This window comes from Listeria sp. MAN/IMW/UF555 (assembly GCF_058684075.1).
Genome location: NZ_JBZWZS010000002.1, coordinates 38,857 through 56,530, shown reverse-complemented (window position 1 = coordinate 56,530; position 17,674 = coordinate 38,857). Strand labels below are relative to the sequence as shown.

Here is a 17,674-nt window from a genome sequence, read left to right as displayed (position 1 = left end):
TGGAACCGTGTTACAGACGGAAATGAAAGTCATTCAGCAAACCGAAATTGCAGATAAAGTATACGAATTAATCTTATCAGGAGAATGTGTAGCCGACATGTCACCGGGGCAGTTTTTAATGCTAAAACCAAGTCGCTCTGATTTAATAATGAGACGACCGATCAGTATTTGTTCTTATGATAAAACGGCAAAAACATGCATTCTCTTATACCGGGTAGAAGGAGATGGGACTAAAGATTTTAGTAGTCTTTTAGAAGGGGATTCTATCGATGTGTTAGGTCCGCTTGGAAAAGGTTTTGATCTAAATACTACTCCGGCACCAAAAACCGCTCTTTTAATCGGGGGTGGAATTGGTGTCCCTCCGATGTATCAACTTGGTAAAGAGCTAGCTGATAAAGGCGTACAAGTCACGTTTGTAAACGGGTTCCAATCTGAAAAAGACAGTTTTTATGAAAAAGAAATGACAGAATACGGCACTGTGCATATTGCGACAGTCGATGGGTCATACGGAACACAAGGCTTTGTCACAGATATTACGAAAAAATTACCAGAAGAGCCAGACGTTATCTATAGTTGCGGACCAAAAGCGATGTTACAAGCTGTGAAAGCAAGTTTTCCAGAAACAAAAACATATCTTTCTTTAGAAGAACGAATGGCTTGTGGAATAGGAGCTTGCTATGCATGTGTTTGTCCAAAAGCTGGGGATGCGAAGAAGCAATTTAAAGTGTGCGAGGATGGCCCAGTATTTCGTGCAGATGAGGTGAGTTTATGAATCGATTAGCGGTAGAAATTCCAGGATTATCCTTAAAAAATCCGATTATGCCAGCATCTGGGTGTTTTGGATTCGGACAAGAATATAGCAAATACTATGATTTAAATGAACTTGGTGCAATCATGGCAAAAGCTGTCACACCAGAACCTAGACTTGGAAATCCCACACCACGAGTAGCAGAAACAGCGAGCGGAATGCTTAATGCAATTGGCTTACAGAATCCTGGTCTGGAACATGTTTTAGCCCATGAATTACCATTTTTAGAGCAATTTGAAACGCCGATTATTGCTAATGTAGCGGGTGCGACGGAGGACGATTATGTTCAAGTCTGTTCCCGAATTGGGGAATCAAAAGCAGTAAAAGCAATCGAGCTCAATATTTCTTGCCCAAATGTGAAACACGGCGGCATTGCTTTTGGAACAGATCCGGAAGTAGCGCACCGTTTAACGAAAGCCGTGAAAAGTGTCGCAAGTGTGCCAGTTTATGTAAAATTATCACCGAATGTAGCGGATATTGTTTCCATCGCGCAAGCAATTGAAGCAGCGGGGGCAGATGGACTAACGATGATTAATACGTTACTCGGTATGCGTATTGATTTAAAAACTAGAAAACCAGTCATCGCTAATGGTACAGGTGGGCTTTCAGGACCAGCGATTAAACCAGTTGCTATCCGGATGATTCATCAAGTTCGTGCTGTAAGTAATATTCCTATCATCGGCATGGGCGGCGTGCAAACCGTTGATGACGTGCTAGAATTCTTAATTGCTGGGGCAGATGCAGTCGCAGTCGGAACGATGAACTTTACAGATCCCTTTATTTGCCCAAAATTAATTACCGAACTGCCAAAACGAATGGACGAACTCGGCATTTCTTCTTTACAAGAACTTAAAAAGGAGCTACTAAACCAATGAATAAACCAATTATCGCGCTAGATTTTCAAACCTACCAAGAAGTAGAGGCTTTTTTAGCCCAGTTTTCCGGAGAATCTTTATCCGTAAAAGTCGGTATGGAACTTTTTTATACTAACGGTCCAGCCATTGTTGAAAAAATAAAGCAACAAAATCATGCTATTTTTCTAGATTTGAAACTCCACGATATTCCAAATACGGTCAAAAGTGCGATGATTGGTTTGGCAAAGTTAGGTGTTGATATGGTGAATGTACATGCATCAGGCGGAAAGAAAATGATGGAAGCTGCTCGTGAAGGTCTAGAAATAGGTTCAACTAGTAGCAAACGTCCAAAACTTATCGCAGTGACACAACTTACTAGTACAAGTGAAACCGACATGCAAAAGGAACAATTAGTAAAGGCTAGTCTCCTTGAATCAGTGCTACATTACAGTGACTTAACCAAACAAGCAGGGCTAGATGGTGTTGTCTGCTCAGCACTCGAAGCAGAAGAAATTAAACTACAAAATGGTTCTGACTTTTTACGCGTAACGCCAGGTATTCGATTAGCAAGTGATGCGGCAGACGATCAAATCCGCGTCGTAACACCTAAAAAAGCTCGTTCGATTGGATCATCAAATATCGTCGTTGGTCGCTCTATCACTCGAGCAAACGACCCAGTAGCAGCATATAATCAAGTTTTGAAGGAGTGGAATGCATGAGTATTGAAAAACAAGTTGCGGAACAATTATTAGAAATTAAAGCGGTATTTTTAAAACCAAATGAGCCATTCACTTGGGCTTCCGGCATTAAATCACCTATTTACTGTGATAATCGTCTAACACTAGGCTTTCCAAAAGTTCGTCAATTTATCGCTAAATCGTTAGCAGAAAAAATCAAAGAAAATTTTGGCGAAGTAGATGTTGTAGCAGGAACCGCAACGGCAGGAATCCCGCACGCCGCTTGGGTAAGCGATTTACTAGATTTACCAATGGTCTACGTACGTTCAAAAGCAAAAGAACATGGCAAAGGGAACCAAATCGAAGGGCCACTTACTAAAGGTCAAAAAGTAGTTGTGATTGAAGATTTGATTTCAACAGGTGGAAGTTCGCTTAAAGCAGTTGAGGCTTTAGAGGAAGCCGGAGCAGAAGTACTAGGAATCGCAGCCATCTTTACATATGGATTAGATAAAGGTAAAAAACTACTTGAAGAATCTGATACAAAACTAGTAACTTTAACAAATTATGACGAACTGATTGAAGTCGCTTTAAATAAAAATTACGTTACTACTGAAGATATGGCAACCTTGAAAGAATGGAAGAAAAACCCAGAAGCTTGGGGGAAATAAAAAAACAGCTCACCGGTAGAGGTGAGCTGTTTTTTATTAATATACTTTATAACTTTCACCCGTTTGTGCACCAAAAACACTTTTTTCAAACGCACGGGCAACTTTTGCGGCAGGAACTGGGAGGAAACCTTCGAAAAATGGTTCTAGTTTATCCCAAGATTCTTCTAGTACATTCGGGCTCACTGTATTAATCCGAATTCCGCGTGGCATTTCAATCGCCGCAGATTTTGCAAAAGCAGTTACTGCACCGTTAGCCATGGCAGCGGAAGCCCCTTGAACGATTGGATCTTCCATCATAATCCCAGTCGTAAGTGTAAAGCTTCCTTTATCATTTAATGAGTCAATTCCTAGTAATACGAGATTAATTTGCCCGCCTAATTTACTACTAATTGTCACGGCATTTTTCTCTGGAGTTAATTCCGTTAAAGGTGAAAAAGTGGCGCTCCCAGTTGCTGAAACAATCGCGTCTACCTTACCCACTTGTTCGTACATTTTTTTTATACTATCAATATTTGTTATATCCACGGTAACATCACCACTATGTCTACCAGCAGTAATCACTTCGGCTTTTTTCTCCAAACGTTCTTTCACCGCAGAACCAAGCGTACCTGAAGCGCCAATTAATAAAATTTTCATTTGTCTATCATCCTTCCAATAAAAAAGTAAAGTCAGTATAATATCTACCCTAAATTTGAAAGAAAAAACGGCTCCGCGAGGGAACCGTTAATTTTTCAGCGCTAAAACAAGTGTTTCATCTGGTGTGACAAAATATGTTGTTTGATTATCGTAAATAACATAACCAGGTTTAGCGCCATTTGGTTTTTTAACGTGTTTTACAAGTGTGCCGTCGACTGGGACAGTTGCTGAAAGACGCGCTTTGGAGTAGTAGGCGGCAATCATCGCTGCCTCTGTGATAGAAGTCTCATCCGGGTTATTTGACTGAATCACAACATGCGAACCGGGTAAATCCTTCACGTGGAACCAATATTCATTATTTCGAGCTAATTTATTCGTTAAATAATCATTTTGTTTATTATTTTTTCCAACTAAAATTGATAAGCCGGTCGAAGAAGTATATTTTTCTGGTGTGGGTAAAGTAGCTTTTTTACGGCTACCTTTTTTCTGTTTGTAACGAAGATAGCCTTGTTCAGCTAGTTCTTGGCGAATTTCTTCCACATCTTCTGGACCGGAAGTTTCTAGTTGGGCTTCAACGGACTCTAAATAAGAAATTTCTTCTTTAGTAAGTACGATTTGCTCTTTTACTACTTCGACGGCGTTACGTAATTTTTGATAACGACTAAAGTAACTTTGCGCATTGGCAGATGGCGTTTTTCTAGAGTCAAGCGGGATCGTCATTTTTTTCATATCATCGTAAAAATTTTCGACGGTAATTTCTTCCATTCCGCGCTCCATTAAATGTAAATTGGCTGTTAGAAGCTCACCTTGGATACGATAAACGTCCGCTTTTTCTGTTTCAAGTAAGGTGTTTTCGAGTTTTTCGATTTTCAGCCTACTTCTAGCGAGTTCATTGGAAATCAGTTTTTCCAAATCATGTGCAAATTGGTGAACACGGTCACGACGCGCTTTGCCGATATAAAAATGATCTAAAAGGGCGCTTAAATTAGCGAATTCAGTTGTCACAGCATCAACATGACGGAGCGGGAAGAAATAATAATCTTCCTTATTTTGGATCCGCCATTCGTTTGGAATAGCGGCACTTCCTAAATGCTCATTCACTAACCCAATCACTTCAAAAAAGGCAGAAACAAGCGAGTCGGCTGTTAAATTTCCAGCACGAAAAACAATTTCTCGAGCGAGTAATGGACTAAATCCCGCAAAATTTTGTACGAGTTGTTTGTCGATTCGACCTGCCGTAAAATCAAGTCTATCCAGAATTTGCTCCGAATTAACCTCGAATGGGTTCAGTTTATCGGTTGCAGGCGGTAACACATAAGTCGCCCCCGGTAAAAGTGTCCGGTAACTATTTTGTGCTGGAGAGACGTGTTTAATACAGTCGACAATCACATTTTTCGCACGATCGACAAGGGTAATATTACTGTGGCGCCCCATAATTTCCACAAATAAGTCGCAAAAACGGTTTTCGCCAATATCATCTTTCCCGCGAATACTAAATTGTAAAATCCGTTCATTAGGAAGTTGCGTGATAGACTCAATAATTGCTCCTTCTAAATATTTCCGGAGTAACATACAAAACATTGGTGGTGTTGCTGGGTTTTCTGGAATATCATCGGTCCACTGAATTCGGGCATAGCTAGGGTGCGAAGAAATTAGCAGACGTTTATTTTCACGGTTTTTTCGAATATATAAAACAAGTTCATGCGAAAATGGTTGGTGGATTTTCATAATACGACCACTTTCACCATGTTCCGCAAGTTCTTCTGTCATTGCTTTTAAAAACATTGCATCAAACGCCATTAGTTATTCATTCCTTTTTTGAGTTAGTTACTTTCTATTTTAACATACATTCCGAAAATGTATTGTATGCATGAAGTAGCTTTGGTATAATAAGAAGTCAGAACAAATTTCAAGTAATCTTAGAGGAAACTTTAAGTTATGAAAGGTGTCTTGCCAAATGGTGAAAAGCATGACGGGATTTGGGCGTGCTACGAAAGAATTTGAAGCGTTCAAAGTAACCATTGAATTAAAAGCAGTCAACCACCGCTACTCCGAATTTCTTTTTCGGATGCCAAAACAACTTGCTTATTTAGAAGGAAAATTAAAAAAGACGATAAGTAAGCAAATCAAACGTGGTAGAATTGAATGTTTCTTTTCCATCACAGGAGAACAAATTTCAAAACGTGAACTACATATTGATTGGGACCTCGCAGACAGCTATTACCGTTTTATTAAACAAGCAAGCGCTCGATATGAATTACAAGAATTACCTACAATGACCGATTTACTTCAAGAACAAGCTTATCTTTCTATTGAAGAAGAAGTGGAAGCAAGTAGCGAGCTAGAGCGACTAGTTTTAGACACACTTGCCCGCGCAACCGAGCGACTGGACGAGATGAGAAGTATGGAAGGAGCAGAATTACTGCTATATTTCAAACAACATCTTACAGCACTCGAAACAAGTTTGGAAATCATTCAAGCCGAAATTCCAAATACAGAAAAACATTATCAAGAAAAAATTGAAACTCGCTTACAAAACGTTGTGGGCGACCAATTTGATCCTAGTATCGTTCTTACAGAAGTCGCAATGCTACTTGAAAAGACAGATATTAATGAAGAAGTAGAACGAACTAAGAGCCATTTAAAGCAATTTTATGGTATTATTTTACTCGAAGAACCAATTGGACGGAAGCTGGATTTTCTTATCCAAGAAATGAACCGCGAAATCAATACCATTGGATCCAAAGCAAGTTCTCTAAAAATCACCGAACAAGTGGTTGAAATGAAAACGACGCTAGAGAAAATTCGGGAACAAGTGCAAAATGTGGAATGATATGCAGGAGGGGAAATGATGACAGAAAGAGGACTGTTAATTGTACTTTCAGGTCCATCTGGAGTAGGTAAGGGAACTGTTCGGGAAGCTGTTTTTAAAGATCCGGAAACAAGTTTTGATTATTCTATTTCCATGACAACTCGTCTTCCTCGTGAAGGCGAACAAGACGGTGTCGATTATTATTTTCGTTCACGAGAAGTGTTTGAACAAGCTATCAAAGACGGAAAAATGTTAGAATATGCAGAGTATGTCGGTAACTATTACGGCACTCCGCTTGAATATGTCGAGGAAAAACTAGCCGCTGGGATAGACATTTTTCTCGAAATTGAAGTACAAGGAGCAATGCAAGTTCGAAAAGCGATGCCAGAAGGAATTTTCATTTTCTTAACGCCACCAGATTTATCCGAGCTTAAAAACCGGATTATCGGGCGCGGTACAGAATCGATGGAAGTTGTCGAGGAACGCATGGAAACAGCTAAGAAAGAAATTGAAATGATGGCGTCTTATGATTATGCTGTGGTGAATGATGTCGTATCAAAAGCCGTACAAAAAATCAAAGGCATTGTCGAAACAGAACACTTAAAAACCGAGCGAGTAATTCATCGCTACAAAAAAATGTTGGAGGGATTACAATGATGTTATATCCATCAATTGATAATTTATTGTTAAAAATCGACTCAAAATATTCGCTAGTTACTGTGGCTGCTAAACGTGCGCGCTACATGCAATTAGAAAACGATAAAGGTGTATTACCAAGCTACCAATCTGATAAATTTGTTGGTAAAGCGTTAGAAGAAATTCACGCTGGAAAATTAGTTTTACAAAACGACGAGAAATAAGCCTAACTGCTCCGCTTCATTGCGGGGCTTTTTTGTTAGCTAGACTCATCATAAAAATAAGCAGAAATCTAGTTTCTTCATGGTTTTGTCCTGCCTTAATTTAAGGTATAATAGAACTAATGATTTTTTATAATAAAATGAGGTGACTTATCGATGCAAGGAAAAAATATTTTACTCGCAGTGTCAGGTGGCATTGCTGTCTATAAAGCAGTCGCACTTACAAGTAAATTAACGCAAGCAGGTGCAAACGTTAAAGTCATGATGACCGAGCACGCACAAGAATTTGTTCCACCGCTTTCGTTTCAAGTATTATCCAAAAATGATGTATATACCGACACCTTTGACGAAAAAAAATCTAGTGTGGTTGCACATATTGATTTAGCTGACTGGGCTGATTTAGTAATTGTCGCACCAGCAACAGCAAATCTGATTGGTAAAATGGCAAATGGTATTGCTGATGATATGGTAACAACGACTATTCTAGCTACAGAAGCGCCAGTTTGGGTTGCACCAGCAATGAACGTCCATATGATTCAACATCCAGCAGTTATTCGAAACATTAACAGACTATATGCAGATGGCGTCCGTTTTATTGAACCAGAAGAAGGTTACTTGGCTTGTGGTTATGTTGGCCGCGGTCGCCTCGAAGAACCCGAAAAAATCGTTCTCCGTATTGCAGAATTTTTTCAAGAAAAGAAAGACCTCCTTCAAGGCAAAAAAGTACTCGTAACAGCCGGCGCGACTCGCGAAAAATTAGACCCAGTACGCTACTTTACAAATCATTCTACAGGGAAAATGGGCTTTAGTATTGCTGAATCAGCAGCACGTCACGGTGCAAATGTAACGCTTATTACGACAAGTAAAACCCTACCCGTACCACCAGGCGTAGAAGCGGTGTACGTTGAATCGGCGGATGAAATGTATCAAGCTGTTTTAGAACATAAGACCGAACAACATATTTTCGTGATGACAGCAGCCGTCGCCGATTACACGCCAGCCAATGTTTCAGAGCAAAAAATCAAAAAACAACCAGGCGATTTTACAATTGAAATGAAACGAACAAAAGACATTTTACTTGAAATCGGCCAAAATAAAACAGCCGACCAAGTAGTAATTGGTTTTGCTGCTGAAACAGAAAACCTAGAAACAAATGCACTTAAAAAACTCACGTCAAAAAATGCCGATATGATTGTCGCAAATAATATCAGCGAAGCAGGCGCAGGTTTTTCAGGAGATACCAATATTGTCACTTTTTACCGAAAAGATGGATCGAATGAGGCATTACCGTTACTAGACAAAAAAGAAGTTGCAGAACATATCATCGAAGAAGCCGCTAACTTTTTAAGGAAGTGAACGAATGATTAATATAGCAAAAGTTATTGTGGACGTTCCAGCCATGCAAGTGGATCGTCCATTTGATTACTTTATTCCAGAAGATTTAGAAGATCTTATTCGTCCTGGTATGCGAGTGAGTGTCCCATTTGGAAATCGTAAAATACAAGGCTTTGTCATTTCTCTTGGCGAAACAGAAGAAAATCCGAAATTAAAAGGTATTGAGGCTGTCATGGATTTAGCGCCTGTATTAAACGAGGAATTGATGGAACTAGGTGATTGGTTAGCGGAGGATACCCTTAGTTTTCGCGTTTCTGCTTATCAAGCCATGTTACCAGCTGCACTACGGGCGAAGTATGAAAAATATTTTTTGCGTTTAGATGAAGAAAATGAAGCGCTAGAACGATTATTCGAAGGCTATGAAACACTTGATTGGAAAGTAGCAGAGTCGCGCGGCTTACTCAAAGAAATTGGCAAATGGGTAAGAGAAGGTAGCGTAGAAGTTGTCTACCAAGTGAAAAATAAAATTACAAGCAAAAAAGTTCGTGTCGTTAGCTGTTTAAAGGCACCGCACCAATTAGCTGAAATAATAGAAGATATGCCTAAAAACGCCAAAGCACAATCACGTGTATTAGCATTTTTTCAAGCATTTGAAGGAACCGAAATTGCCGCTGCAGAACTAAAAAAACAAGCAGAAACAACCGATGCAACAATAAAAAAATTAGTAGATTTAAATATACTCACTATCCAAGAAAAAATCATTTCACGCGATCCATACGAAAATCACCAATTTGAAAAAAGTGAGTCGCTCCAGTTGCTACCAGATCAAGCGTTAGCCTGTGAGAAAATCATTGCAGCAACCGAGCAAGAAACCTTCTTAATACACGGCGTCACCGGAAGTGGAAAAACCGAAATCTATTTACAAACAATTGAAGCAAAACTAAAAGAAGGTAAAGAAGCTATCGTTTTAGTGCCAGAAATTTCCCTTACACCGCAAATGGTAGAACGTTTTAAAAGTCGCTTTGGTAGTGAAGTTGCAGTACTCCACAGTGCCCTTTCTTCCGGAGAAAAATACGATGAATGGCGTAAAATCGAACGGAAAGAAGCACGTGTTGTCGTTGGCGCTCGTTCCGCTGTGTTTGCACCATTTGAAAATTTAGGAATAATCATTATTGATGAAGAACACGAAGCAAGTTATAAACAAGAAGATAATCCGCGCTATCATGCAAGAGACGTAGCGATTTGGCGCGCAGAAAAGTACCAATGTCCAGTCGTTCTTGGGAGTGCCACACCATCTCTTGAATCTTTTGCTAGAGCGAAAAAGGGCGTTTATACATTGATTGAACTCCCTAGCCGAGTGAATGATCGTGCAATGCCGGAAGTTCGGGTTGTGGATATGCGCGAAGAATTGCGTAAAGAAAACCGCACTGAATTTTCGACTGAATTGTTAGAGAAAATTAAAGACCGAATTGCCAAAAAAGAACAAACCGTTTTAATGCTAAATCGTCGTGGTTACTCTTCTTTTGTAATGTGTCGTGATTGTGGTTATGTTGTCGAATGTCCTAACTGTGATATTTCGCTCACTTATCACCAGTCTAGCAACCAAATGAAATGTCACTACTGTGGTCATGAAGAACGCGTCCCTAAGCATTGTCCTAGCTGTGAAGGCGAACATATCCGTTATTTTGGAACAGGTACTCAAAAAGTAGAAGAAAGCCTAACGAAGCTGATTCCAGAAGCTCGTGTGATCCGAATGGACGTAGATACAACGAGAACAAAAGGCGCCCATGAAAAATTACTCAAAAGTTTTCGTAACCATGAAGCGGATATTTTACTAGGAACACAAATGATTGCTAAAGGGCTAGATTTTCCCGATATTACGTTAGTTGGCGTATTAAATGCGGACACCATGCTTCATTTACCTGATTTTCGCGCCTCAGAAAGAACTTTCCAATTGCTCACTCAAGTAAGTGGTCGGGCAGGGCGCCATGAGCGAACAGGCGAAGTAGTTGTCCAAAGCTATAATCCAGAGCATTACAGCATTGAATTTGCCAAACAACATGACTTTATCGGCTTTTATAATCACGAGATGAAGCTCAGGAAAATGGGTTCTTATCCACCATTTTATTACTTAACGATGATTAATGTCAGCGATGAAAATGAAATGAAAGCCATTCGAACAATTCAAGAAATGGCGCAGTTTTTACGAGGGAAGTTAGGTCCTGATGCCGTTATTCTTGGCCCAGTTCCAAGCACTATCACCCGAATTAAAAACAAATATCGTTACCAATGTATTATTAAATATAAAATTGAACCCAACTTAAAAAAAGAACTCAAAACACTCATCACCCATTATCAAAAAGACCAACAAAAAGGCTTAACGATAACGATTGACGTACAACCATACGTATTAATGTAAAAGGAGTAAACCGATGACAAAAATTATTTTTATGGGAACACCTGCATTCTCTGTCCCAGTTTTAGAACAATTAGCTAATGCATATGATGTGATTGCAGTTGTCACACAGCCGGACCGACCAGTTGGACGTAAACGAATTTTAACCCCACCGCCTGTAAAAAAAGCAGCTTTGGAATTAGGAATCCCAGTTTATCAACCAGAAAAATTACGCACATCTAGCGAGCTAGAAGAACTTATTTCATTAGAAGCAGATTTACTTGTAACAGCCGCATACGGTCAAATTCTACCTAATACGCTGCTTGAATCACCTAAGCATGGCGCGATTAATGTCCACGCATCACTTTTACCAGAATATCGTGGTGGGGCTCCGGTCCATTATGCACTGCTTGACGGAAAAACAGAAACCGGCGTAACGATTATGTATATGGTTGAAAAATTAGATGCAGGCGATATGATAAGTCAGCGCAAAATTCCTATCACAGAAGAAGATAACACCGGTACTATGTTTGATAAATTAAGCAAACTTGGCGCAGAACTATTAATGGATACATTACCTGACTTTTTAGCAGGAAAAATTACCGCTGTAGCACAAGATCCAGAAAAAGTAACTTTCGCGCGAAATATTTCTAGAGAACAAGAGAAAATCAATTGGACAAAACCAGGACGGACGATTTTTAACCAAATTCGTGGACTTTCGCCTTGGCCAGTTGCTTATACGACACTTGAAGAAAAACCTTTTAAAATTTGGGAAGCAACGTTTGAAGATACAAAAACAAGCGGCGAACCGGGCACGATTTTAACAGATAAATCAACGCTCAAAATCGTAGCAGGTGACGGCACACTTATTGTCCCAACAGTAATCCAACCAGCTGGAAAACCGAAAATGGATATCCATTCATTCATGTCTGGTGCTGGCAGAAATCTAAGCAAGACGACAAGGTTTGGTGAATAAATGAAAAAACAAAAAACAGTTCGTGCAATTGCATTAGAACTCATCATTAAAATCGAAAATAATCAATCATACAGCCATTTATTAATTAATGACGCGCTAAAAAAACAGAAGTTAAACCCGCTTGATAAAGGACTTTTAACAGAATTAGTATACGGAACCACACAGCGCAAAATCACGCTTGATTACTACTTAGCGCCGTTTCTAAACAAAGAACCAGACAACTGGGTGAAAAATCTATTAAGAATGTCCGTTTACCAATTAACCTTTTTAGATAAAGTTCCAGAACACGCGATTTTAAATGAAGCAGGCGATATTGCTAAAGACCTTGGACATCAAGGCGTGACGAAATTTGTCAATGGGGTATTACGAAATGTTATCCGTAAAGGCGTACCAAGTATTGATTTAATTAAAGACCCAGTACAAAAAATCGCTGTCGAAACAAGCTTGCCGGAATGGTTAGCGAGAAGATGGGCTGATCAATATGGTCTCGAAAAACTACGTGAAATTGGTCTGGCATTCTTAGTAGCCCCGCATCAAAGTATACGCGTGAACCAAACGGAAATTCGCGCCGAGCAGCTAATCAAAGAATTAAATGACCAAGGTATCACTGTTACTCGCAACGAATTTATCGATGAAGCTTTACTCGTTGAAAAAGGGTCTGTAGCTGAAACAAAAGTTTATAAAGACGGCAAATGTAGCATTCAAGACGAAAGTTCGATGCTCGTAGCCTATGCGCTTCAACTAGAAGACAATTTAACCGTACTAGATGCTTGTGCAGCGCCAGGCGGAAAAACAACCCACATAGCTGAAAAAATGCACGGCACTGGAATGGTTCATGCACTTGATATTCATGAAAAGAAAACCAAACTCATTGATCAAGCCGCCAAAAGATTACAACTTTTAAACATTCGTACAGCTCATCTAGATGCGAGAACCGCAAGCACAATGTTTGAACCAGAAACGTTTGACCGTATTTTAGTCGATGCGCCGTGTTCAGGATTTGGTGTTCTTCGCAGAAAACCAGATATTAAATACGCAAAAACAGAAAAAGATATTCATAAACTAGCAGAAATTCAACTAGCAATTTTAGATGATGTTAGCCAATTAGTAAAAGAAAATGGTATATTAGTTTATAGTACTTGTACCATTGACAAGGAAGAAAACGAAACAGTCTTGCGCGCATTCCTAGAAAAACATCCAGAATTTGCACTAGAACCTGTAGTACTTCCTGAAAAATTGGCACAAATTAAGAAGGACGATTTTGTACAACTTTTACCAACAGATATCGGAAGCGATGGATTCTTTGTTTCCAGCTTAAGAAAAGTGAGTCCTGAAAAATAGTGAGGTGCGTATAAATGCATGCAGAATTTAGAACAGACAGAGGCAGAATAAGACATCATAATGAAGACAATGGCGGCGTATTTGAAAACAAAGATAAGCAGCCGATTGTCATTGTTGCAGACGGTATGGGGGGGCACCGCGCAGGAGATGTTGCGAGCGAAATGGCAGTTCGTCTACTTAGCGACGCGTGGAAAGAAACGACCGCTCTTTTAACCGCAGAAGAAATTGAAACATGGCTTCAAAAAACAATCCAAGAAGTCAATAAAGAAATTGTACTTTACGCGGAAAGTGAAATGGATCTAAATGGTATGGGGACAACCCTTGTTGCAGCAATTATGGCTCAGTCACAAGTAGTTATCGCCAATGTAGGGGATAGCCGAGGTTATTTACTTCAAAATGATGTAATGCGTCAATTAACAGAAGATCACTCGCTTGTACACGAACTTCTAAGAACTGGCGAAATCAGCAAAGAAGATGCGATGAATCATCCGCGGAAAAACATTCTTTTACGAGCACTAGGCGTAGAAGGAAAAGTTGAAGTAGACACATTTGTAGTACCATTTCAAACGAGCGATACATTATTACTTTGTTCCGATGGTTTGACTAATATGGTCCCAGAAGCTGAAATGGAAGAAATTTTAAAAAGTAAACGAACTCTTTCTGAAAAAGCCGATGTATTTATTACAAAAGCGAATTCTTACGGGGGAGAAGATAATATCACTGTGTTGTTAGTAGAAAGAAATCTTATGCAGAAAGGGAGGGATGCTTCATGATGATTGGTAAGCGACTAAATGATCGATACAAAATTTTACATGCGATAGGCGGGGGTGGAATGGCCAATGTCTACCTTGCGCATGATATAATTCTTGACCGCGATGTAGCTGTAAAAATTTTACGGATTGATTTAGCGGATGAAAGCAACCTTATTCGCAGGTTCCAACGTGAAGCCCAATCAGCAACTAGCTTAGTGCATCCTAACATAGTTAGTGTGTACGATGTTGGCGAAGAAAATGATTTACACTATATAGTGATGGAACATGTGGATGGGATGGATTTAAAACAGTATATCCAAGAAAATCACCCAATTAGCTATGATAAAGCTGTAGACATCATGCTTCAAATCGTTTCAGCAGTAGCTATCGCACATCAACATCACATTATTCATCGCGATTTAAAACCACAAAATATTTTAATTGATCATGATGGAGTCGTAAAAATTACTGATTTTGGGATTGCGATGGCACTTTCTGAAACATCCATCACCCAAACGAATTCCTTACTTGGCTCTGTCCATTACTTATCACCAGAACAGGCTCGCGGTGGGATGGCAACTCAAAAGTCAGACATCTATTCGCTCGGAATTGTTTTATATGAACTCCTAACTGGGAAGGTACCTTTTGACGGAGAATCGGCTGTTTCAATCGCTATCAAACATTTACAAGCAGAAATTCCGTCTGCAAGAGCCCAAAACCCAGAAATTCCTCAAAGCTTAGAAAACATTATTATTAAAGCAACAGCAAAAGATCCATTTTTACGTTATCAAAACGCAGAAGAAATGGAAAAAGATTTGCAAACCTGCTTAAATAAAGATCGTCTAAATGAACCTAAATACGTTTTTCCTACTAATGATGATGATGGCGACACAAAAACAATTCCAATCATCGCCACAAAAGAAGCGATGCAAAATCTAGATAAAACCATCGTTCCAGAAGGTAAAGTAGCTGCAGAAGAAGTAGCTGTAGACGATAAAAAAGGTAAAAAGAAGAAAAAAATGAGCAAGAAAAAGAAGATTATTTTAATCGTGTCTTCCGTAATCGTTCTTTTCATTATTGGTATTTTACTGTTATGGCTTTTAGGTAAAAGTCCTGATGAAGTCGCTGTACCTGATGTTTCTGGTAAAACAGAAGACCAAGCAATTGCCTTACTGCAAAAAGATGGCTTTGTTATTGGTAAAACAGCAGAAAAAAATAGCGATGACGTAGAAGAAGGCAAAGTTATTAATACTGACCCATCAGCGGGTGAAATGAAAGAAAAAGGCACGAAAATCAATTTATTTGTAAGTATAGGTTCTAAGAAAATTACGATGGAAGACTATACTGGTAGAAGTTACTCTGAGACTAAAACTTTGTTAGAGCAGCAAGGTTTCAGTAATATTTCTGCAGAAGAAGCATATAGTTCTGAAGTTGGTAAAGGAATGATTATTAGCCAAACGCCAACTCAAGGAACGGAAGTAGTTGCTAAGTCGACAGATGTAAAATTTGTCGTAAGTAAAGGTGCTGAACCGATTACACTTAAAGACCTTCGTGGTTATACAAAAACAGCTGTAGAAGATTATGCTTCACCACTTGGACTCAAAGTTTCGAGTAAAGAAGAAAACTCAAACTCAGTAGAAAAAGGGCAAGTAATTTCGCAATCCCCATCAGCTGGAACGGCAATAAATGCAGGCGATACTATTGAAATCGTTATTTCTGCTGGACCAAAAGAAAAACAAGTTAAAGAAGTTACAAAAACGTTTAACATTCCTTATACACCAAGCGATCCAGAAAATCCAAAACCACAGAAAGTCCAAATTTATATTCAAGACAAAGATCATAGTATGACAAGCGCATACCGAGAAATGAATATTACCCAAAATACCTCGGTAGAAGTGACTTTCCAAATTGAAGAAGGTTCTAGCGCAGGCTACAAAATCATCAGTGACGATAAAGTAATCGATGAAGGTACAGTCCCTTATCCAAATTAAAAAAGAGAACGGAGGAAATGTGCTGGAAGGACAAATTATCAAAGCGTTGAGCGGATTTTACTATGTATTCTCTGAAGGGAAAATATACCAATGTAGGGCGCGCGGAAATTTTAGAAAACGAAATATTTCCCCGCTAGTTGGTGATGACGTAGAATTTCAAGTAGAAAATAAGACGGATGGTTATATTTTAGATGTGTTATCACGGGAGAATGCGCTAGTTCGCCCTCCCGTGGCAAACATCGATATTGCGATTCTTGTGTTTTCGGCAGTAGAACCAGATTTTTCTACAAACCTGGCAGATCGTTTCTTAGTCGCAATCGAAAAAGAAGACATCCAACCTGTTATTTGTATTAGTAAAATGGATTTAGCAACAGATGCGGAAAAAGAACAAATTGCGGTTTATAAAGAGGTATATGAAACAATTGGCTACGACGTTTTTGTAACTAATGATGAACCAGATAAAGAAGCAATTAAAGACTACATTAGCGGAAAAACAGCAGTTATTGCCGGGCAATCGGGTGTAGGTAAGTCCACTTTATTAAATAGTTTAAATAGCGATTTAACCTTAAAAACGGCCGAAATATCGAACTCACTTGGACGTGGTAAACATACGACTAGACACGTAGAACTAATGCCAATTGGTGATGGCTTTGTAGCAGATACGCCTGGCTTTAGCTCGATTGAGTGGGATGATTTACAACCAGAAACATTACAATTTTGTTTTCCAGAAATGGAAGATCGTCGTAGTGGCTGTAAATTCCGAGGTTGCATGCATGACAATGAGCCGAATTGCGCTGTAAAAACAGCTGTTGAAGCAAATGAAATAGCCGATTTTCGCTACAAACACTACATCCAAATTTTACAAGAATTAAAAAACAGAAAGCCGAGGTATTAAAAATGGGAAAAATAGCTCCTTCGATTTTAAGTGCAGACTTTGCAAATCTTGCAAGAGATATTAAAGAAGTAGAAAATTACGGCGCGGATTATATCCATGTTGATGTAATGGACGGACATTTCGTTCCAAATATCACTTTCGGTCCGGCTGTCGTAAAAGCGATTCGTCCAGAAACAAAACTACCACTTGATGTTCATTTAATGATTGAAAATCCTGATACATACATCCCTGAATTTGCAAAAGCAGGCGCGGATTATATTACCGTTCATGTGGAAGCGTGCACGCATCTTCACCGCACGTTACAACTCATCCGTTCGTACGGAGTAAAAGCAGGTGCAGTACTAAATCCAGCAACACCAATTGACGTATTACAACATGTTTTAAATGAACTAGATATGGTTTTATTTATGACAGTAAATCCAGGATTTGGCGGACAAAAATTTATTCCAGAGGTACTAGAAAAAATTTCTGCCTTTAAAAAAATCGTGGATGAAAAAGGCTTAGACATCGAAATCGAAGTAGATGGCGGCGTGGATCATGAAACAGCGAAATTATGTCGAGATGCCGGCGCAAATGTTTTTGTAGCTGGAAGTTATATTTATGGAAATAAAAATCGTCAAACGCCAATTGACAAATTACGAGCTATTGTAGGCGAATAATATTTGGGGGCTGGGACA

At 39.2% G+C, this 17,674-nt stretch carries 16 protein-coding genes and 1 pseudogene; 15 read left to right on the top strand and 2 right to left on the bottom strand.

Features of this window, described 5'->3' with window-relative positions:
* Nucleotides 1-4: 4 nt before the first annotated feature.
* From AC4PG8_RS07405 to pyrE, 4 genes and pseudogenes are all read left to right on the top strand, one after another.
* Nucleotides 5-772: pseudogene (locus tag AC4PG8_RS07405) on the top strand (dihydroorotate dehydrogenase electron transfer subunit); the annotation flags it as partial.
* Nucleotides 769-1,683: a dihydroorotate dehydrogenase gene (locus AC4PG8_RS07400; RefSeq protein WP_033532933.1), complete on the top strand. Its 915-nt coding sequence runs from the start codon at nt 769-771 to the stop codon at nt 1,681-1,683. The pseudogene AC4PG8_RS07405 and the gene AC4PG8_RS07400, both read left to right, overlap by 4 nt.
* The gene (pyrF, locus tag AC4PG8_RS07395) at nt 1,680-2,381 is read left to right on the top strand and encodes an orotidine-5'-phosphate decarboxylase (RefSeq protein ID WP_492170223.1); all 702 of its coding nucleotides are present in this window, start codon (nt 1,680-1,682) and stop codon (nt 2,379-2,381) included. Before AC4PG8_RS07400 ends, pyrF begins: the two co-directional genes overlap by 4 nt.
* Nucleotides 2,378-3,007, top strand: coding sequence for an orotate phosphoribosyltransferase (gene pyrE / locus AC4PG8_RS07390; RefSeq protein ID WP_185501074.1), 630 nt, complete (start codon nt 2,378-2,380; stop codon nt 3,005-3,007). The genes pyrF and pyrE overlap by 4 nt, the downstream gene beginning before the upstream one ends.
* A 36-nt stretch (nt 3,008-3,043) precedes the next feature.
* Here the strand turns inward: pyrE and AC4PG8_RS07385 are convergent, their stop codons facing one another.
* Nucleotides 3,044-3,643, bottom strand: a complete 600-nt coding sequence (locus AC4PG8_RS07385) for a short chain dehydrogenase (protein ID WP_003769304.1) — start codon at nt 3,641-3,643, stop codon at nt 3,044-3,046.
* An 87-nt stretch (nt 3,644-3,730) separates the two neighbouring features.
* Nucleotides 3,731-5,443 (bottom strand): Rqc2 family fibronectin-binding protein FbpA, encoded by a 1,713-nt coding sequence (gene fbpA / locus AC4PG8_RS07380; RefSeq protein ID WP_160464557.1) that lies wholly within the window; start codon nt 5,441-5,443, stop codon nt 3,731-3,733.
* A gap of 157 nt (nt 5,444-5,600) precedes the next feature.
* Here fbpA and AC4PG8_RS07375 point away from each other — a divergent pair, with 157 nt between their 5' ends.
* From AC4PG8_RS07375 to rpe, 11 genes are all read left to right on the top strand, one after another.
* Nucleotides 5,601-6,476 (top strand): YicC/YloC family endoribonuclease, encoded by an 876-nt coding sequence (locus tag AC4PG8_RS07375; protein WP_492170222.1) that lies wholly within the window; start codon nt 5,601-5,603, stop codon nt 6,474-6,476.
* Between the two features lie 18 nt (nt 6,477-6,494).
* Entirely contained in the window at nt 6,495-7,112 is a 618-nt protein-coding gene (gene gmk, locus AC4PG8_RS07370) for a guanylate kinase (protein ID WP_010991026.1), read from the top strand.
* A complete protein-coding gene (gene rpoZ, locus AC4PG8_RS07365; protein WP_003762944.1) occupies nt 7,112-7,315 on the top strand; it encodes a DNA-directed RNA polymerase subunit omega in 204 nt (67 codons plus the stop codon). Before gmk ends, rpoZ begins: the two co-directional genes overlap by 1 nt.
* 153 nt (nt 7,316-7,468) lie before the next feature.
* Nucleotides 7,469-8,668: a bifunctional phosphopantothenoylcysteine decarboxylase/phosphopantothenate--cysteine ligase CoaBC gene (coaBC, locus tag AC4PG8_RS07360; protein WP_185501076.1), complete on the top strand. Its 1,200-nt coding sequence runs from the start codon at nt 7,469-7,471 to the stop codon at nt 8,666-8,668.
* A 4-nt stretch (nt 8,669-8,672) separates the two neighbouring features.
* Nucleotides 8,673-11,066, top strand: coding sequence for a primosomal protein N' (priA, locus tag AC4PG8_RS07355; protein ID WP_185543417.1), 2,394 nt, complete (start codon nt 8,673-8,675; stop codon nt 11,064-11,066).
* A gap of 13 nt (nt 11,067-11,079) precedes the next feature.
* The gene (fmt, locus tag AC4PG8_RS07350; RefSeq protein ID WP_160464562.1) at nt 11,080-12,018 is read left to right on the top strand and encodes a methionyl-tRNA formyltransferase; all 939 of its coding nucleotides are present in this window, start codon (nt 11,080-11,082) and stop codon (nt 12,016-12,018) included.
* Nucleotides 12,019-13,359 (top strand): 16S rRNA (cytosine(967)-C(5))-methyltransferase RsmB, encoded by a 1,341-nt coding sequence (gene rsmB / locus AC4PG8_RS07345; protein WP_492170221.1) that lies wholly within the window; start codon nt 12,019-12,021, stop codon nt 13,357-13,359.
* 14 nt (nt 13,360-13,373) lie between these two features.
* Nucleotides 13,374-14,132: a Stp1/IreP family PP2C-type Ser/Thr phosphatase gene (locus AC4PG8_RS07340; RefSeq protein WP_003762934.1), complete on the top strand. Its 759-nt coding sequence runs from the start codon at nt 13,374-13,376 to the stop codon at nt 14,130-14,132.
* Nucleotides 14,129-16,102 carry a Stk1 family PASTA domain-containing Ser/Thr kinase gene (gene pknB, locus AC4PG8_RS07335; protein WP_070753659.1) on the top strand — a complete coding sequence of 658 codons (1,974 nt, stop codon included), beginning with the start codon at nt 14,129-14,131 and terminating at the stop codon, nt 16,100-16,102. Before AC4PG8_RS07340 ends, pknB begins: the two co-directional genes overlap by 4 nt.
* 19 nt (nt 16,103-16,121) lie before the next feature.
* On the top strand, nt 16,122-16,997 hold the full coding sequence (gene rsgA / locus AC4PG8_RS07330) for a ribosome small subunit-dependent GTPase A (protein WP_010991024.1): 876 nt from the start codon (nt 16,122-16,124) through the stop codon (nt 16,995-16,997).
* A gap of 2 nt (nt 16,998-16,999) precedes the next feature.
* Complete coding sequence (gene rpe / locus AC4PG8_RS07325; RefSeq protein WP_003769291.1) at nt 17,000-17,656, top strand: ribulose-phosphate 3-epimerase; 657 nt, start codon at nt 17,000-17,002, stop codon at nt 17,654-17,656.
* Nucleotides 17,657-17,674: the final 18 nt, after the last annotated feature.

Coding starts and splice junctions, on each gene's coding strand:
- fbpA (WP_160464557.1), bottom strand. CDS start 5,443: ATGGCGTTTGATGCAATGTTTTTAAAAGCAATGACAGAAGAACTTGCG.
- AC4PG8_RS07385 (WP_003769304.1), bottom strand. CDS start 3,643: ATGAAAATTTTATTAATTGGCGCTTCAGGTACGCTTGGTTCTGCGGTG.
- rpoZ (WP_003762944.1), top strand. CDS start 7,112: ATGTTATATCCATCAATTGATAATTTATTGTTAAAAATCGACTCAAAA.
- AC4PG8_RS07400 (WP_033532933.1), top strand. CDS start 769: ATGAATCGATTAGCGGTAGAAATTCCAGGATTATCCTTAAAAAATCCG.
- pyrF (WP_492170223.1), top strand. CDS start 1,680: ATGAATAAACCAATTATCGCGCTAGATTTTCAAACCTACCAAGAAGTA.
- coaBC (WP_185501076.1), top strand. CDS start 7,469: ATGCAAGGAAAAAATATTTTACTCGCAGTGTCAGGTGGCATTGCTGTC.
- rpe (WP_003769291.1), top strand. CDS start 17,000: ATGGGAAAAATAGCTCCTTCGATTTTAAGTGCAGACTTTGCAAATCTT.
- rsmB (WP_492170221.1), top strand. CDS start 12,019: ATGAAAAAACAAAAAACAGTTCGTGCAATTGCATTAGAACTCATCATT.
- pyrE (WP_185501074.1), top strand. CDS start 2,378: ATGAGTATTGAAAAACAAGTTGCGGAACAATTATTAGAAATTAAAGCG.
- pknB (WP_070753659.1), top strand. CDS start 14,129: ATGATGATTGGTAAGCGACTAAATGATCGATACAAAATTTTACATGCG.
- AC4PG8_RS07340 (WP_003762934.1), top strand. CDS start 13,374: ATGCATGCAGAATTTAGAACAGACAGAGGCAGAATAAGACATCATAAT.
- AC4PG8_RS07375 (WP_492170222.1), top strand. CDS start 5,601: ATGGTGAAAAGCATGACGGGATTTGGGCGTGCTACGAAAGAATTTGAA.
- priA (WP_185543417.1), top strand. CDS start 8,673: ATGATTAATATAGCAAAAGTTATTGTGGACGTTCCAGCCATGCAAGTG.
- gmk (WP_010991026.1), top strand. CDS start 6,495: ATGACAGAAAGAGGACTGTTAATTGTACTTTCAGGTCCATCTGGAGTA.
- fmt (WP_160464562.1), top strand. CDS start 11,080: ATGACAAAAATTATTTTTATGGGAACACCTGCATTCTCTGTCCCAGTT.